Annotated in this window: 17 protein-coding genes; 4 read left to right on the top strand and 13 right to left on the bottom strand. The window is 63.9% G+C overall.

Annotated features, from left to right (window positions below):
• Position 1 precedes the first annotated feature (1 nt).
• From C1A30_RS19390 to C1A30_RS36100, 3 genes are read left to right on the top strand one after another with little or no spacing between them, the layout of a single operon-like run.
• On the top strand, positions 2-256 hold the full coding sequence (locus tag C1A30_RS19390; protein WP_142392627.1) for a hypothetical protein: 255 nt from the start codon (positions 2-4) through the stop codon (positions 254-256).
• Complete coding sequence (locus tag C1A30_RS19395; protein ID WP_142392628.1) at positions 256-510, top strand: hypothetical protein; 255 nt, start codon at positions 256-258, stop codon at positions 508-510. Before C1A30_RS19390 ends, C1A30_RS19395 begins: the two co-directional genes overlap by 1 nt.
• A gap of 6 nt (positions 511-516) precedes the next feature.
• Complete coding sequence (locus tag C1A30_RS36100; protein WP_235009996.1) at positions 517-2,031, top strand: hypothetical protein; 1,515 nt, start codon at positions 517-519, stop codon at positions 2,029-2,031.
• A 27-nt stretch (positions 2,032-2,058) separates the two neighbouring features.
• Here C1A30_RS36100 and C1A30_RS19405 read toward each other — a convergent pair whose 3' ends face one another.
• From C1A30_RS19405 to C1A30_RS19465, 13 genes are all read right to left on the bottom strand, one after another.
• On the bottom strand, positions 2,059-3,771 hold the full coding sequence (locus C1A30_RS19405; protein ID WP_101949767.1) for a hypothetical protein: 1,713 nt from the start codon (positions 3,769-3,771) through the stop codon (positions 2,059-2,061).
• A gap of 29 nt (positions 3,772-3,800) precedes the next feature.
• A complete protein-coding gene (locus tag C1A30_RS19410; RefSeq protein WP_101949768.1) occupies positions 3,801-4,109 on the bottom strand; it encodes a hypothetical protein in 309 nt (102 codons plus the stop codon).
• A 28-nt stretch (positions 4,110-4,137) separates the two neighbouring features.
• On the bottom strand, positions 4,138-4,986 hold the full coding sequence (locus C1A30_RS19415; RefSeq protein WP_160112769.1) for a 3-oxoacyl-[acyl-carrier-protein] synthase III C-terminal domain-containing protein: 849 nt from the start codon (positions 4,984-4,986) through the stop codon (positions 4,138-4,140).
• Positions 4,987-5,134: 148 nt separating this feature from the next.
• Positions 5,135-5,920 (bottom strand): ESX secretion-associated protein EspG, encoded by a 786-nt coding sequence (locus C1A30_RS19420; protein WP_101949770.1) that lies wholly within the window; start codon positions 5,918-5,920, stop codon positions 5,135-5,137.
• A 91-nt stretch (positions 5,921-6,011) separates the two neighbouring features.
• The gene (locus C1A30_RS19425; protein ID WP_101949771.1) at positions 6,012-6,299 is read right to left on the bottom strand and encodes a hypothetical protein; all 288 of its coding nucleotides are present in this window, start codon (positions 6,297-6,299) and stop codon (positions 6,012-6,014) included.
• A 15-nt stretch (positions 6,300-6,314) separates the two neighbouring features.
• Entirely contained in the window at positions 6,315-6,584 is a 270-nt protein-coding gene (locus C1A30_RS19430; RefSeq protein WP_101949772.1) for a hypothetical protein, read from the bottom strand.
• A 54-nt stretch (positions 6,585-6,638) separates the two neighbouring features.
• On the bottom strand, positions 6,639-7,451 hold the full coding sequence (locus C1A30_RS19435) for an ESX secretion-associated protein EspG (RefSeq protein WP_101949773.1): 813 nt from the start codon (positions 7,449-7,451) through the stop codon (positions 6,639-6,641).
• Complete coding sequence (locus C1A30_RS19440; RefSeq protein WP_101949774.1) at positions 7,448-8,539, bottom strand: PPE domain-containing protein; 1,092 nt, start codon at positions 8,537-8,539, stop codon at positions 7,448-7,450. The genes C1A30_RS19435 and C1A30_RS19440 overlap by 4 nt, the downstream gene beginning before the upstream one ends.
• On the bottom strand, positions 8,539-8,835 hold the full coding sequence (locus C1A30_RS19445; RefSeq protein WP_101949775.1) for a PE domain-containing protein: 297 nt from the start codon (positions 8,833-8,835) through the stop codon (positions 8,539-8,541). The genes C1A30_RS19440 and C1A30_RS19445 overlap by 1 nt, the downstream gene beginning before the upstream one ends.
• A gap of 64 nt (positions 8,836-8,899) precedes the next feature.
• The gene (locus tag C1A30_RS19450; protein WP_142392630.1) at positions 8,900-10,054 is read right to left on the bottom strand and encodes a hypothetical protein; all 1,155 of its coding nucleotides are present in this window, start codon (positions 10,052-10,054) and stop codon (positions 8,900-8,902) included.
• Positions 10,055-10,189: 135 nt separating this feature from the next.
• Positions 10,190-10,474, bottom strand: coding sequence for a hypothetical protein (locus C1A30_RS19455; protein WP_101949777.1), 285 nt, complete (start codon positions 10,472-10,474; stop codon positions 10,190-10,192).
• A 585-nt stretch (positions 10,475-11,059) separates the two neighbouring features.
• Positions 11,060-11,416 (bottom strand): YbaB/EbfC family nucleoid-associated protein, encoded by a 357-nt coding sequence (locus tag C1A30_RS19460; RefSeq protein WP_101949778.1) that lies wholly within the window; start codon positions 11,414-11,416, stop codon positions 11,060-11,062.
• The gene (locus tag C1A30_RS19465) at positions 11,413-11,733 is read right to left on the bottom strand and encodes a hypothetical protein (RefSeq protein ID WP_101949779.1); all 321 of its coding nucleotides are present in this window, start codon (positions 11,731-11,733) and stop codon (positions 11,413-11,415) included. The genes C1A30_RS19460 and C1A30_RS19465 overlap by 4 nt, the downstream gene beginning before the upstream one ends.
• 168 nt (positions 11,734-11,901) lie before the next feature.
• Here C1A30_RS19465 and eccA point away from each other — a divergent pair, with 168 nt between their 5' ends.
• Positions 11,902-13,719 (top strand): type VII secretion AAA-ATPase EccA, encoded by a 1,818-nt coding sequence (eccA, locus tag C1A30_RS19470; RefSeq protein ID WP_101949780.1) that lies wholly within the window; start codon positions 11,902-11,904, stop codon positions 13,717-13,719.
• The last annotated feature ends 9 nt before the right edge of the window (positions 13,720-13,728 follow it).

The raw sequence follows: 13,728 nt of genomic DNA on the forward strand, positions 1-13,728 counted from the left end.
TATGAGCGAGAAGCAGCCGCTCACGCCGCTGCGGTACGACCAGAGTGGCCTGCGGGGAAAGCGTGCACTAGTCCTCGTAGACGAGCCGACGGATGAGATTGACTGGCCCGCGGATCTACCGGCCGGGACCAAGATGGTCGTGATACTTGACGACACCCCGAACCCGCATCACACGCTGCTCGTCCACCCTGTCGACGACGCCGACAGGACCGCACTTGTGGTCTATGACCAGTTGGCGCTTTGCGAGGAGGAGTGATGGACCCACGTCGGATCGAGCTCAACCGGACGCATAGCCGGGAAATGGGTTTGCTGTTCAACCGGTTCCTCGATGCGCATCCCGACGTCGAATCAGAAGTGGACGGCGAGCAGATGACCGCCGAACAAGAGGCGGCGTGGACTGCATTCAGCGCTGAGCTATTCGCTCGGCATCAGGCGGAGCGTTCCGCGCTCGCCGACCAGATCGAGGCCGAACAACGGTCGCAGCGCGATGACCAACGCACAGGAGGTTAGTTAGCAATGGAAGCGACGCAGGCGATCGCGTTGGTATCGGACTGGATCCGGTCCCGCGGTCTCGACTATCCGACGGAAGGCCTGGCAGCCGACCGCTTCGAGGCGGGTTGGAGTGTTTATGCGCCGGTAGAGGTCGACGAAAGCGACCCGATGGCGTTCCTGGACATGCCGGTTGGGCGGTCGGTGTTCCTGATCGGCGACTCGGGGCGGATCGAGGAGGTGTCGTCGTCCGTTCCCCCGCAGCAGGCCGTCGATCAGTTCATGGCCCGCGAGCGCGTTGCCACCCCCGCGCCGCCGTCGCGCGACGGCTCTGATGACGCCGAGTTCATGGCCGAGTTCGAGCGGCAATTCCGGGAGGCCGCCGGCGGCGACTCGGACGCCGTCGCGGACTTCACTATCCTCGACGCCCCTCCCGGCGCCGAGCAGGTGCCGCCCGAGGAGCAGGCCACGGCGGAAGAGGCGTCGCGACTGATCGAGCCGATCGTCCAGCAGTTGGCCCAGCTGGGACCGGCCGGCTGGGAGGAATTCTCGGCGGAGTTCGCGTTCACCGTCACCGCACAAGTCGCCCAACTGCGGTTCTGGTCGGCCGACCGGACAGGGCTTGTCCCAGTGCCCCAGTCGATTGCGGACCTTGTCCGCAGGCAACGAGAGGTTGCGGCTCGGATGCCGGCCGGTCCGTGGTGGCGGCTGCTGCTGAATGTGACCAACGATGGCGAGACCACCATTGACTACGACTATGGCGACGAGCCGTTCCCCGACGACCAACTGTTGGCGCCCGAGCACTACCGCAGCGACCTGGAAGCCTATCCGCGCGAGCGTATTCCGGTGTGGCTCGCTGGCTACGTCGCCGGACCGGAGGCCCAGAGCAGACAGCCGCACCAGGCCGCCGCGGCCTCGGCGAGCGGGCAAGCGGCGACCCCCGCCAACGAATTGCCGTCGCTGCGCGACCTGTGGGCGCGATGGGCGGTGGTGTCGGCGGCCTACGCAGGCATCGGATCGCAGTGGGGACCGCGGATGTATCCTGGGTATGCCTGGTATGAGAGCGACCGCCGCAGTGGCTCAACGCTTTTCGTGCTGCCGGGGGACCGAGCGGTGCTATCCGGAGGGAAGTGGAACTCCGAGCTCCTGGATGCCGCCTACAACGGCGGTGAACCGCTGCCGGACCTCTACGCGGGCGCTCCCGCCTGGGTTACCGACAGCGTGCTCAACACCCGAGTTCGCAACGGGCTGCTGTCATTCTGCTATTGGTGGGTGAACGGCCAGTGGTTCCGCGGCGGCATCGACACGTCCGGAGAGCTCGACGTTGCGCTCCCGCTGATCCACACCCCGGAAGAGACTGTCCAGGCGATGACGAGCTTCACCGGCCCCGGCAGAGAGGACGAGTGTGAAGCGCTGCTGACCGCGGCGCTCAACCACAGCGCGACCACCGCCGACGTCGAAGCGGTATTCGGTGACACACCCGATGCCGATGTCGCCACGGCGATCAACCAACTGAGTATGGCGGGGTTGCTCCGGGAGTGACCCCGGGTCGCCCCGGCGCCGAACCCGTTAGAGCCCCGGCATCTGCATGGGCTGCCGGGGGCGGGGAACCCGCCGGGGTGCCGGTCCGCCGTTCGGATTTGTGCTCTCGGGCTTCTCGGTGGCGTAGGACGTATCGTCGACGTGCAGGTCGGGTTGCTCGCCGTCCTCCGGCGCCCCCACCACGGGGACTGCCGCTTCGGCGTCGCCGATGACGTCCTTGCCATTCTTCTTGCGCCGCAACGCCTTGTTGACTTGGTGGCCCTTGCCGTTCTGATCGCCGCCCCGTTGGCCCGCGGCGGGAGCGCCTGCACCTGGGCTGCCTGCACCATTGGCCAGGCCGGCTCCAGCGGCGGCCGCGGGTACTTTTGCCGCGGCGGTGGCCGGCGCGGTCGTAGGCGTGGCGTTCGCCAATCCTTTTGGCATGGCTCCGACGCCGCCGACTCCTCCTGCACCCTTTCCGGCGCCACCACCGCCGCCGAGGCCTTGGGGTCCGAGCCCAAGCACACCCTCCGGCGGACCCTGTGGCGCACCAAGATTGGGGTCGCCCAGACCTTGTCCTGCGCCTTTAGCCGCATCCAGAGCCTGGCCCAGCGCGTCTTTGCCTGCATTCAATCCTGCATCCATCGCGGACTTGAGCGGGTCGGTGAGGCCGCTCAGTCCGTCCTGTCCCGTCGACTTGGTGGGATCGGTGGTCTGGTTGCTGGGCACTTTGGGATCCGGAATCTTGGGATCGTCAATAGCCTTGATCCCCTTGGTGTTCGGCAGATCAGTCGACATCTTGGGGAGACCCGGGCCGCCGCCAGGACCCACACCTGGTCCGCTGCCTGGACCCGGTCCTGTGCCCGGTCCGTTGGGGTCACCCGAAGGCTTCTTGTACGTCATGTCGGGCGCGGGCGGTAGGATCGGAAAATTGTCCGTCACCGTCAGGATGGCGCCGTTGTAGATGTCGCGAAAGCGGCGCACCGCTTCTTGGTATGCAGTGACGGACCGTTTTAGTTCTTGCATCTGGTCGTACGCCGTCGATGCTGCGACGTAGCCGTCGCTGTTATTGCGCAGTCGCCCGCTATCGTCGAGGTGATATCTCGCGTTGAACGAGTCGATTTCGTTGTTGAGTCCTACAAGGTTGAAGTCACCCTTCTTGAACAGATCGTCGCCGCTGGGGAATCCAGTCTTGACCTTCGTGAATGCTTCGTTGAGTACCTTCAGGCGATTCGAGATCTCGTCCGAGACGGGGGTGAAGTCGTAGATCGACGTCTTGGTGACCTGTTGTGTCGCCGCCTCTGCGGCCTCTGCGCTTACGCCTGACCAACTCCCGGAGATATGCTGTTGCACCAGTTTCTTGAAGGTTTCCGATTCCTTTTTGAGGGCTTCCCCATCCGTCTTCCAGTGATCAGCTAGCTCCGTCATCGTCGAAGGCTCAAGCTTTTCCTGTTCTTCATGCATGAATTGGAAGGTCTTGTCTTCCCAATTAAGAGCTTTCGCGCCGTGCAGTGCCGCGCTGACATCCTGGTATGTGTCGTCGTCGGAGGTGAGCCCGGGGATCTGACCAAGCTTGATGCTGTCGGGCTGATACGGTTTGACTTCGTCGTTCGACTCGAGCTTGTCGACGTCAATCAGATTGCCCTTGTCATCGACTAGGGCGTGGCTTTCCTTGGTGCCGGCCCAGCCGGGATCATAGATCCAAGAACTGTCGTACTCACCACCAAGAGTTGCACCCAGGTAGTTACCGAACCCGCTCATGCTCGACTACTTTCCACTCGACCGTGCAACTAGTCGCCCTCGTGCTGAATCGCGTTTGTCGCGTCTTCGGCTGTCTTCTTCAGATCCTGTGTTTGAGATAGCTGTTCCTTGAGGTAGGCCGTCAGTGCTGAACCGCGCGAATTGAAAGCCTTCTGCACGATGACGGCCAAATCGTTGGTGCCATAACCCGATGTGTCGTCGAGAGCATCGTTGATGAGCGTCTGCAGGCTCGTCTCGTAGTCCTCGAACGTGCTTTTGACCGCTGGAAACGCGTTCTTATCGAGATAGAGTTGCTTCTCACCGGTAGCTTTGTCGAGCGCTCCCCATGGGTTGGTCATGATCCTCCTGTCGATTGTCGCTGAATAATCACAGTGCCACGTTGAACGGAACCGTTACTTCGTCTTCGATGCGAATCAGGATTGCTGCCGAGTTGACGAAGTGCCCCGCTGAATACAACATGATCAGATCGCCGCTCTTGGCTACCTTTTGGTTCATCAAGTAGGCGAGATTGACGCAGAAGTCAGACACCGTCAGGTGCCCGAAACGGGCGGCGTAGGAGTGCAGGCCGGGCGTGGGTCGCAACCCTGCCTGCTTCGCGAGCATGTCGGTGACCTGTTTTGGTTCGATGAACGACGGTGCGAACCAGTCGATATCTGCGGGGTTGACGGCCGCGCGCTGATAGCAGTCGACCACGGTACTGATCGCGATCCGAAAGCTGGCCATCGCGTTGTCTGCGACCGCGCCGGGATTTCGCCGCTCGTACCCTTCGAATCGGGAGGCCCAGTCCGCCAACGTCGGAAACGTCGGATCATCGATTCCGTGATCAGTCGCGCTGCGTATCATGTCGGCCGACGGATTGTGGGAACGCGCTGAGGCGGCGAGGATTCGGGCGAAGCCTGCATGTCTGTTCAACACGGCGCAAAAACCGCTGTCGCCCAACATCGAGCCCTCGGTCGCCGGGTTGGCCGCGTACTCGTAACGGTCGAAATAGAAGATGCTGTCGCCGCCCGTCACCATCGCGTAGTCGCCGGCCCAGCCCGCCTCGAGCACCGCGTCGGCGAGCATCACGCCGAACAGCCCGCCGGAGCAGAACTGCCGGATTTCCGTGGCCGCACCGGCGGTCTTTCGGCCGAGGACCGACTGTTGCAGCGAATTCTGAATCGGCCAGAAGTGCTCGCCTTGGTAGAGGGTTCCGCAGTGAAACGAGGCGGCCATGCTGCTTGCAGCATGCGACAGCACTGAGGTGTCCAATTGGCGTGCCGCTGCTTCCACCATCTCGTGGACCGACTCCGACGGTGTTCTCGACAGGTGCCGAGGGTTTCCGTGCGAATCTGTACCGTCCGGGACGTAAGCCGAAACGACGCTAAGAAAGGCCATCTGAGTCTCGGCTTGACGCTGCGGTGGTGAGTGATTCCGCCACCTTCAATTGGAGCTGCTCGACCTTCTTGAACGTGTCAAGTAGATTCCGGACGGTTGCGGGAATGATCTGGAAAGCGTACGTTCCCTCGTTCACCAGATAGGCGCCGTCATCGGCGACGTTGATCAACGTCAGGTGCTGTGGGTTGCGAAGTTCATAGTCCATTGTGAAGTCGGCGGACCCGCTCAGCAGTATCGATGCCGTTATGTTCGCTCCGCGAAGGACTTCCTCCGGCGAATCGTCCTCGACGCGCGCTTGCCGACGAGCCTTCACGCCTGGCTTGTAGTCGGGCAGCGCCTCGATGACCACCTGCGGAAAATCAACGTTCACACAACCGATGATCTGAATATCGCCGCCGAAGAGAACCTCGTCACTGGGATCTTGCGTGATGACAGCGCAGTATCCATTTGTTCCAATCATCGCGAAGAGGCGGTAGAGCCGGAGTCCGGCGCCATCTTCGATGTGACCGAATCCGTGCATCATGAAAGCCGGGAAGCGAAGTGCCTCGAGAATCCGCAGGCGGTTGGGCGTCAGGTCGGCACGCTGCCGGGCAAGCGCCGCCTTGCGGTCGGCGTCCACCTCGTACATGTACTTTCGCCCGCGAATACGGTACGCGAGTGGGAACGGTAGATGATCCAGACCAAGCGCCTCCCATACACATCTGAAGTCGAAGCCGGTCAGGAACCAAGGCTCGACGTCATGGCGCAACGGCGCTACGTCGTCGGTGATCACAGCGAACTGCCTTTTCCGATGCCGAAACTGCGGCCAGATCGTCCGATCCCGAATTTCGGAGCGCTGGCCGCAGTCTCGGCGTGTGGTTGGCTCAGAAGCCGCCGGCCAGATGGTGGTCGAGCGCCTTCGCGTCGTCCTGCGATTGGTTGCCGCCGTGCCGGGTCTGCGTGATTTCGTTGAGGACGTTGTCCATCATCTGCGAGATCTCGATGTGCTTCTGTTGCAGCGTGGCGGCGGCGTCGCCTTCGTACACGCCATTCAGGGCGGTGAACACCTTGTTCACTTCGTCGCGCAGCGCCTGCGCGTCGTTCGTCCGTCCCTGGATGTCGTCCAGCGATGCGAAGTTGGAACCGTAGTCGTACCGAATGGTTTCGTCCATGGTCACTTCTCTCTTCTAGTTGGAATCGTGGCTGACCAGTGTCTGGATGTCGCTCTTGCCTTTTTCGGCGACATGCGTCAACTGGTTGATGACGTAGTTGAAGTCGTCGTGGTGCTGGGTCATGATGCCGCGGAACGTCGCCGCCCTGCCGCCCTGCCAGGAACTCCCGGTCATGGTCTCGGTGGTGTCCAAGATCCGGCCGGCCAGCGTCTTCAGGTTGTACATCGCCTCGTCGACCTGCTGGATCCGCCGCTGGGCTTCCGTCGGGCTGAGATGGAGCGTCATGAATTCTCCTCGGATGAGTGTGGAAATGAGTTCGGATCTAAGAGCAATTCGAGACTAGAGCTCCTCCCATCTCTCGGCGGAAAGCTCGACAAGCTGGCCGATGGCCTGCCGGATGGCATGGTCGGAGCCGGCCTTGAGGGTCGTCCACAACTGGCCACTCGGTGATGCGCTCGGCGCGCCCACGATGCGACCACGCTTGGTGTAGAACACACCAACGGCGGTGGGGCGGCGGGAGATCCGGCCTTCGGCGTCGTCAAGGGCGTAATACACGATCTCTGCGAACGCCTGCCGCGCCGCCAACGCCGATCCGAGCAGGATCGCGGTGCGGGCGTCGGCGCCGAGGGCGCGGATGCGGTCGGACAGCAGAGCCGAGTCGTGCGTGCCCGACAGGGCATCGGCGGCCGCCTCGAGCGGTGCACCGACCGGATTGATGTCGGCGGCGGGAGAGGCGGGCAGTTGCCGCAGCAATGCGCCGGCCGCCTGCGCCAGGGTTGCTTGGCCCCCGATCGCCTCGATGACCACCTTGCCGTCCACCCGAAGCGCGGAGATGCACTGTGCGCCATGGCGTATCACTGCGACGCGGGCGATGCCGTCGGGGGTGACGAGGCGCATCGCGAGTTCGCGATCCGGTCGTTGCAGCGCCCGGATGAGCGGCACGATCTCGGCAGTCACCTCGCCGTCGGCGATCAGTCCACGCTCACTCAGTGACCGGGTGGCATGGTCGATAGCGGCGCCCATCTCCGTCTCGGTGGCGTGCCGTGGCCTCAGCGCCAATACGACCGGTAGCGCCTGGACTCCCAGTCGCGAGGCGATGACCTGCATTTCGTCATCAGTGATGACGAAATGCGAAGACAGCGACGCGGTCACAGCTTCAACTCCCGGTCAACCCCGATGACCGGGGGAGCGACCCAGCCGTTGTCGACCTGCTCGAGTGCGCCCGCGGGCTCCTCGGCGAAGCCTTCCGGTTGCGGCTGGTCGGGTACCGCGAGTTCGTCGAACACCGCGGTATTCGGTCCCCAACTGACGTTGGACACCGTGAACGGTGAATCGTTCTGTTCGGCAGCAGGCAGCCACGCTTGACCCGAATCCGTCAGTGCCGCACCGGGTTCGCCTGCGCCTTCGAGCGTCGCGGCAGGTTGCGTCGATTCGTAGTCGCCGCGGTGATCACCGCCGCGGCCCATCGCCCCCATCGGACCGTAGGGCGTGCCACCCATTCCAGCGGCACCTGAACCGCCGGCAGCGGCGAAAGTGGTCTTCTGCAGTGCCTTGGCATCGGCGGTCGATTTGACCTCGTTGGGCAGCATCGGCATCAGCGGCACCGCAGGCGCGCCGCCCCCTGCGGCACCTGAACCGCCCGCCGCGCCACCGGACCCGCCACTGCCCCCGCCCCGCTCGGCACCCAGCGCGTTGCCCTTCGACACCTCGGGAGGTACCGGTTGCTCCCACGGTTGGGCGAGTGGCGCGACAGCATCTTCGTATTGCGTCATCACGGCCGCGGCATTGGCTTGGTCGGCGGTCGCCGCTTCGTCGAATTCGGCGAAATTCCCGGTCAGAATCGCGCCGTTGTAGGCCGCGAGCGAGGCCATCATGTCCTGCGCCGCCTTGGCTTCCACGGCCTCGGACACGCTGGGCATGGCAAGCACCGCGACCGTGTTGGCGACCGCGGCCTCTTCGGCCCGCTGACCGTTCCCGGCCGCGGAGAGGCTGGCGGCCTGCAGCCACTTGGCGAACTCCTCGAGGCGTTGTACCGCCGCGTTGGACGCCTGACTGTCCCACACGGTTTTCAGCCGCGTCACGAGCTTGTCGAAATCGGTTGAGATAGCCGCGAATTCGTTCGCCACCCGAATCCACGCGGCACCGGCCTCACCCACCGAGGCCGGTCCAGGTCCGTCTGTCAGATCGCGCGCCAGCTGCTCCGTGCTGCGCGATTCCCAGACGACGTTGGTGAAACCCACTAGCTGATGAAGTCCTGTTCAGCGGCGACGACGTTGTCCGAGTGGCCGCGCAGCGTCGCAGCGACTTCGCGCATCTCGCCCAACCCCTTGTCCGCTGCGGTACCGAACGAGGTGTGAACTTCGTTGAGAGTGCCCGCAACCCGCTGCGAGACCTCGTCCCGCGCCGACGGGGTGACGGTCAGGTTGACCGCCTCGTCGGCCAGCACCCGCTGTGCCCGGTCGGCGAGTTCGTCGAGGTGACGGCTGACGTCGGCCACCTCGTCAGGCTGGATCGACATCCCTGCGCTATCGGCCATTTCAATTCTCCTTACTCATCGCTAGATCCGAAGTTCTACATCAGGAGACTCAGAGGGATCGGCCTCACCGAGTACCGGGGGGGCCGCCGTACCCAGATCGCCGACGATCTCGCCACCCTGGTCGGAAGTGTGCAGAAAGGCCGCCGCCGTGTGGTTGTTCGACGAGTTGTTCGCACCCTGCCCGGCCATTGCGCCATACGGCGCTCCGCCGCCCATCATGCCGCCGGAGCCACCGACTCCACCGACCGACGCCGCCCGTACTGAATGTGGTGTCGCAGCGGGTGTTTCGGGCTGAACCATGGCCGACGACGCGATCGACCGCGGTCCGAGCGCTGCGGCGCCGCCACCGCCGACCCCGCCCACCGCCTGCTCCACCGCCTGCGCCCAGTCCGCCCGCCGGGGCCGGCCCTCCGACGGCCGCGCCCGCAGCATCGACAGCGGGATCGGTGGCTGCCTGTTGGGCGGCTTGGCTCGCCGCCGAGGCCGCACCCGTGCCCGCTTGGATCCCGGCCTGAGCCCCCTTCATCGCCATCGACATCAACGGCGACGCCATGCTCGCCATCGACGCGGACGAGGCCAACTGCGGTGCGGCGGTCACGTCCACCGGCGCACCCGTCGCGGTCACCTGTGCGGCCTGAGTGCCCAACGACGACTGCAGTTCCGTCATCACCTCCGCGGTCGAGGCGATGGCCTTGTTGGCGGCGGCAATCGCGGCCGCCCAACCCCACGGGAAGATGATGTTGGGGCCGATCGCGGCCATGGTGGCCTGAAACTCGGCGATGATTTCGATCAGCCGTACCCGTGCCTGGGCGACATCGGCGGCCGCCGACGTGAGATTGCCCTTCAGCGCGTCGGATTGGGCACCGACCTTCGATCCGTCCTCGATCGCGGTCTCCGTCTTGGCGGCAGCTTTGGTCCCGGCGTCGCCTTTCCACGCGTCGTCGACGGAGGCAAGTGACTGTTTCAACGGGGCGTTCGTCGACTGGAACGCTTGCGAGATGCCTTGCAACATCGCCGTTGGGTCCACGCCGTCGAACAGACCGCTGCCCAACGTGCCAAGCGCATCGGTGACCGGGCTGATCAGCGCGCTCGGATCCACCGGGCTGGCCTGGGGTTGGGCCGCCTCCGGCTGACCCTCCGGCGGCGGAGCGCCTTCCTCCGGTTTCGGTTCGGCAAAAGGTGGCAACCCGAGCCGTTCCAAAATTTCCTTGACTGGCAAATTCAAATAATCTTGCAGACTTTGCTCTTGCGCATGGATGACCGGCGTTGGGTCATAGCCGGGCATGTACTGAGCTAGCTGGCCGGTCGGGTTCACCGGCTGCGGAGGCAAAAGTGCGGCCATGCTGCCGCCGACTCAGGCGCTATCGCTGGCGACGATGGCGGACTGCGACGCGTCAGTGGCGGCACTGACGCCGGCGTGTACCCCGCCGACGAGCAGTGTGCCCGCCAAATTGTTTGACTGCGCAGGGCCATACGCCATCAAGAACGTCGCGCCGATAGGGCCGAGCGCGGCCGCCGCGGCTTGGAGCATCGCCGCAGAGTCAGCCGATCCGGCGGTCGTGATCGCCGCGGACGCGGCTTCGTTGGCTGCTGAGAACGCCTCCATGCCCGGAGGGACGGCGGCAAAAAGCTCACCCATCGTGTCAGTGCCTTCCTGGCTCGGTGCTTTTGATGCGTCTGCACCAGACCAACAAACTATAGCGGCGAAGACCGACAGCAGCTAACTCTTTTTCGGCGCAAATACAATCATCAAAATTGACGAGCAAACAAGTTGAATGCATTCAAATAGCTGAGCAAAGTTCCGCTTGCGCCCTATCGCGGCTCAACCGACCGACTACCTCGAAAAACGTCCGCCAGTGGTGAAGCCACATTCTTTGCCATCTTCGCGCATGGGCGCGAAACGGTCGGGGCGCCAATGGTGTTGACGCGTGTCGGAGGGGCCAACGCGGCCTCGGTGGGCGAACCTACGGTTACGGAAATCGCGAGAGGTCACACGTCGTGCGAAATGAAATTGTCGGGGCCGTAACAAGATTCGGCGCGCAAACTTGCTGAGCCCTCGGCAAAGGTTACACCCAAGCTGAAAACTGTTGCGGCATCGTGCGGTTAGTTGGACCTGCGGCAAACTTCACACCGCACTAGTCGCAAATTCCAAAAAGCCCCGCCATCTGGTGCGTCACCGTCCGCTGATGGTACTGGCAAACGGCCCGGTATACGTGGGGCAACGTCAGGTCTGTTGACGCTCGAAAGTGCCGCCGTCCCAACGTGTTAGGGGTGCCTGTTGTAGCTCCGTCATGCGGCGGCCGAACTCTTCGGACAGAAATCCCTGGCGGTCGGCGGCGACTTTCGCGGCCGCTGCAGCGGTCTCGACGATGAGCTTGGCGAGTCCATCGGCTCCGAGCGTGTGGGCGTTGGGACCGAGCCACAACCCCGTCATCGCGCCGTAGCCGTCGACTTCGACGCTGACATTCTGGTCGCGACTGGTGACCCGCGCCGAGATGGATTGGCAGTGTTCGTCCATCGCGGCGACCAGGTCGCGCTGTTTGGCGATGCGGGCGATCAGCGAGTCGGCCAGTCCCGTCACACCGACCTCCTCCAGCTGGTCGGCAACTCGTCCTCCTCGACTGCTGCCTGTGCTTCGGCCTCGGCGAGATCTTGCTCGGTGGCCAACCGCAGGCTATGGATAGCCGCTGCGCTGAAACCTTTTTCGGCCAGGTCACGGCGGCGCTCGACCTGCGCGCGGGTCGCCGAAAGCCGGCACAGCGCCATGATTTCGCGGGCGAGTTGTTCGGGTGGCTTCTTCAGCTCGACCGGATCGAGCCGAAGCGCAACCGGTAGGCCGCGTTCGGTAGTGAGCACCGACATCGACCCGCTCGGAGATTGCACCGGCTTCTGCGTCATGCTTGGCCTCCTCGACCACCAAACTTAGTACAATCGCGGGCGTCCGTACGGTGCCTGGCGAGACGGAAGTATTGTGCGAAATACTCGTAACCACCGCACTTTTTCGTTCGGATCCGAATGGCCCGGGCCTCGCGTCTGACCGCGCAGTGAGGAGACAGGTCACCGCCGATGAATGGCAGCACTGACGCCCAACGGGTGTTCGATGCCGGTGTGCTATCGCTCGGCATTCCGATTGACGGCCTTGAAACCGACCGCGACATCGCCTACGCGGCGCTGGCGTTCAAACGCGCAACCGAGTACGACCCGGACATGTGCGATGCCTGGCTGGGCCGGGCCGCCGCGGGGGAGGCCACCCCGGAAGTCATCTACCACCTGTACCGAACCAGCAACATCTCACTGTTTCGTGAGCAGCGCCGTCTGGGTCTTGCGGCGCGGGCGTTGTCGGGGCGCTTCGAGACCGGCCTGTACCTCGACTACCCGCTGAGCACCAAAACGGAGATGTGGCTTGCGTACGCAGCGAGCATGATCACCACCAAGGACTTCAACGAGGCGGAACAGGTTCTCGACGAACTGGACAAGTTACGCATGTCGATGCCAGGTGGGGACCCGGATTCGGCACCGATTTGCGCCTACATCCGTGGCGTCCTGCACTTCACCACTCAGCGCTGGCCGGATGTGCTCACCGCACTGAGCAATTCGGCGTCGTTCACCGATCAGTATCTCGCGGCCGGAGCGCATCTGATGGTGGGTTCGGCCTGCGCACAGATGGGGTTGTTCGGCGAAGGGATTCGGCGACTGGATCAGGCGATCGCGGGACCGATTCCGGCGGCGCGCCGCGCGGCCGAATTCTGCAAAGGCCTGACGTTGCGCGAGATGGGCAACGAAGAAGAAGCGCGGGTGATCTTCGAACGCATCTACAGCGAGGAACCGGGCTTCGAGGCGAACGCCGCCGCGCTGCGGGACCCGAAGTATCGGTTGATCATCACCACCAAGGAGATGATCGACTCGCGCACCGACCGGTGGGATCCGGCCAGCGCCCCCAGCGCCGAAGACCTGATGGGCGACGACCTGTCCGAGCGCGGTAACGAGTACCTTCGCGCGGCGCAAGAGGAGTTGGACCGCCAGATCGGCTTGGCGGACGTCAAACTGCAGGTGGCCAAGCTGAAGTCGACGGCGATGCTGGCCAAGGTCCGCGGCGACAAAGGACTCAACGCCGCGTCGCGCACGTTGCACCTGGCATTCACCGGCCCGCCCGGCACGGGTAAGACCACGATCGCCCGCGTCGTCGCTCAGACATATTGTGGCCTCGGACTTTTGCGCACACCGGCGGTCGTGGAGGCCAAGCGAAGCGATTTCGTCGGTCAGCACCTCGGCAGCACCGCGATAAAAACCAACGCACTGATCGACTCGGCGATGGATGGCGTGCTGTTCATCGACGAGGCATACACACTGATTCAGACGGGACTCTCCGGCGGTGACGCGTTCGGTCGCGAGGCGGTGGACACGCTGCTGGCCCGGATGGAAAACGACCGTGACCGGCTGGTCGTCATCATCGCGGGCTACGACGCCGAGATCGACCGGTTCCTCGCCTCCAACGAGGGCCTGGCGTCGCGCTTCCCGAAACGAATCCGGTTCAGCTCGTACAACGCACTCGAGCTTGCAGACATCGGCCGCCTGATCGCCCGTACCCGCGACTCCGAACTGTCGGACGCGGCCTACGAGGAACTCGTCGCGGCGGCGACCTCGCTGTGCCAAGGCGAATCACTCGATTCGACGGGACAGATGCGGCGTGCCATCGATCTGGCCGGTAACGGACGGTTCGTTCGTAACGTGATCGAGGCCGCCGAGGAGGAACGCGAATATCGGCTTTCGGAAAGCCACGGCATGAATCTGCAAGAGCTCGACGAAGCCCAACTGATGCGCATTGAACTCCCCGATATGCAGGCTGCGCTCAAGCAGGTGCTGGGCATGCTGAGCACAAACTGAACGGATTGA

It is taken from the genome of Mycobacterium sp. 3519A (assembly GCF_900240945.1).
Taxonomy (GTDB): Bacteria; Actinomycetota; Actinomycetes; order Mycobacteriales; family Mycobacteriaceae; genus Mycobacterium.

Coding starts and splice junctions, on each gene's coding strand:
- C1A30_RS19390 (WP_142392627.1), top strand. CDS start 2: ATGAGCGAGAAGCAGCCGCTCACGCCGCTGCGGTACGACCAGAGTGGC.
- C1A30_RS19395 (WP_142392628.1), top strand. CDS start 256: ATGGACCCACGTCGGATCGAGCTCAACCGGACGCATAGCCGGGAAATG.
- C1A30_RS36100 (WP_235009996.1), top strand. CDS start 517: ATGGAAGCGACGCAGGCGATCGCGTTGGTATCGGACTGGATCCGGTCC.
- C1A30_RS19405 (WP_101949767.1), bottom strand. CDS start 3,771: ATGAGCGGGTTCGGTAACTACCTGGGTGCAACTCTTGGTGGTGAGTAC.
- C1A30_RS19410 (WP_101949768.1), bottom strand. CDS start 4,109: ATGACCAACCCATGGGGAGCGCTCGACAAAGCTACCGGTGAGAAGCAA.
- C1A30_RS19415 (WP_160112769.1), bottom strand. CDS start 4,986: ATGGCCGCCTCGTTTCACTGCGGAACCCTCTACCAAGGCGAGCACTTC.
- C1A30_RS19425 (WP_101949771.1), bottom strand. CDS start 6,299: ATGGACGAAACCATTCGGTACGACTACGGTTCCAACTTCGCATCGCTG.
- C1A30_RS19430 (WP_101949772.1), bottom strand. CDS start 6,584: ATGACGCTCCATCTCAGCCCGACGGAAGCCCAGCGGCGGATCCAGCAG.
- C1A30_RS19445 (WP_101949775.1), bottom strand. CDS start 8,835: ATGGCCGATAGCGCAGGGATGTCGATCCAGCCTGACGAGGTGGCCGAC.
- C1A30_RS19455 (WP_101949777.1), bottom strand. CDS start 10,474: ATGGGTGAGCTTTTTGCCGCCGTCCCTCCGGGCATGGAGGCGTTCTCA.
- C1A30_RS19465 (WP_101949779.1), bottom strand. CDS start 11,733: ATGACGCAGAAGCCGGTGCAATCTCCGAGCGGGTCGATGTCGGTGCTC.
- eccA (WP_101949780.1), top strand. CDS start 11,902: ATGAATGGCAGCACTGACGCCCAACGGGTGTTCGATGCCGGTGTGCTA.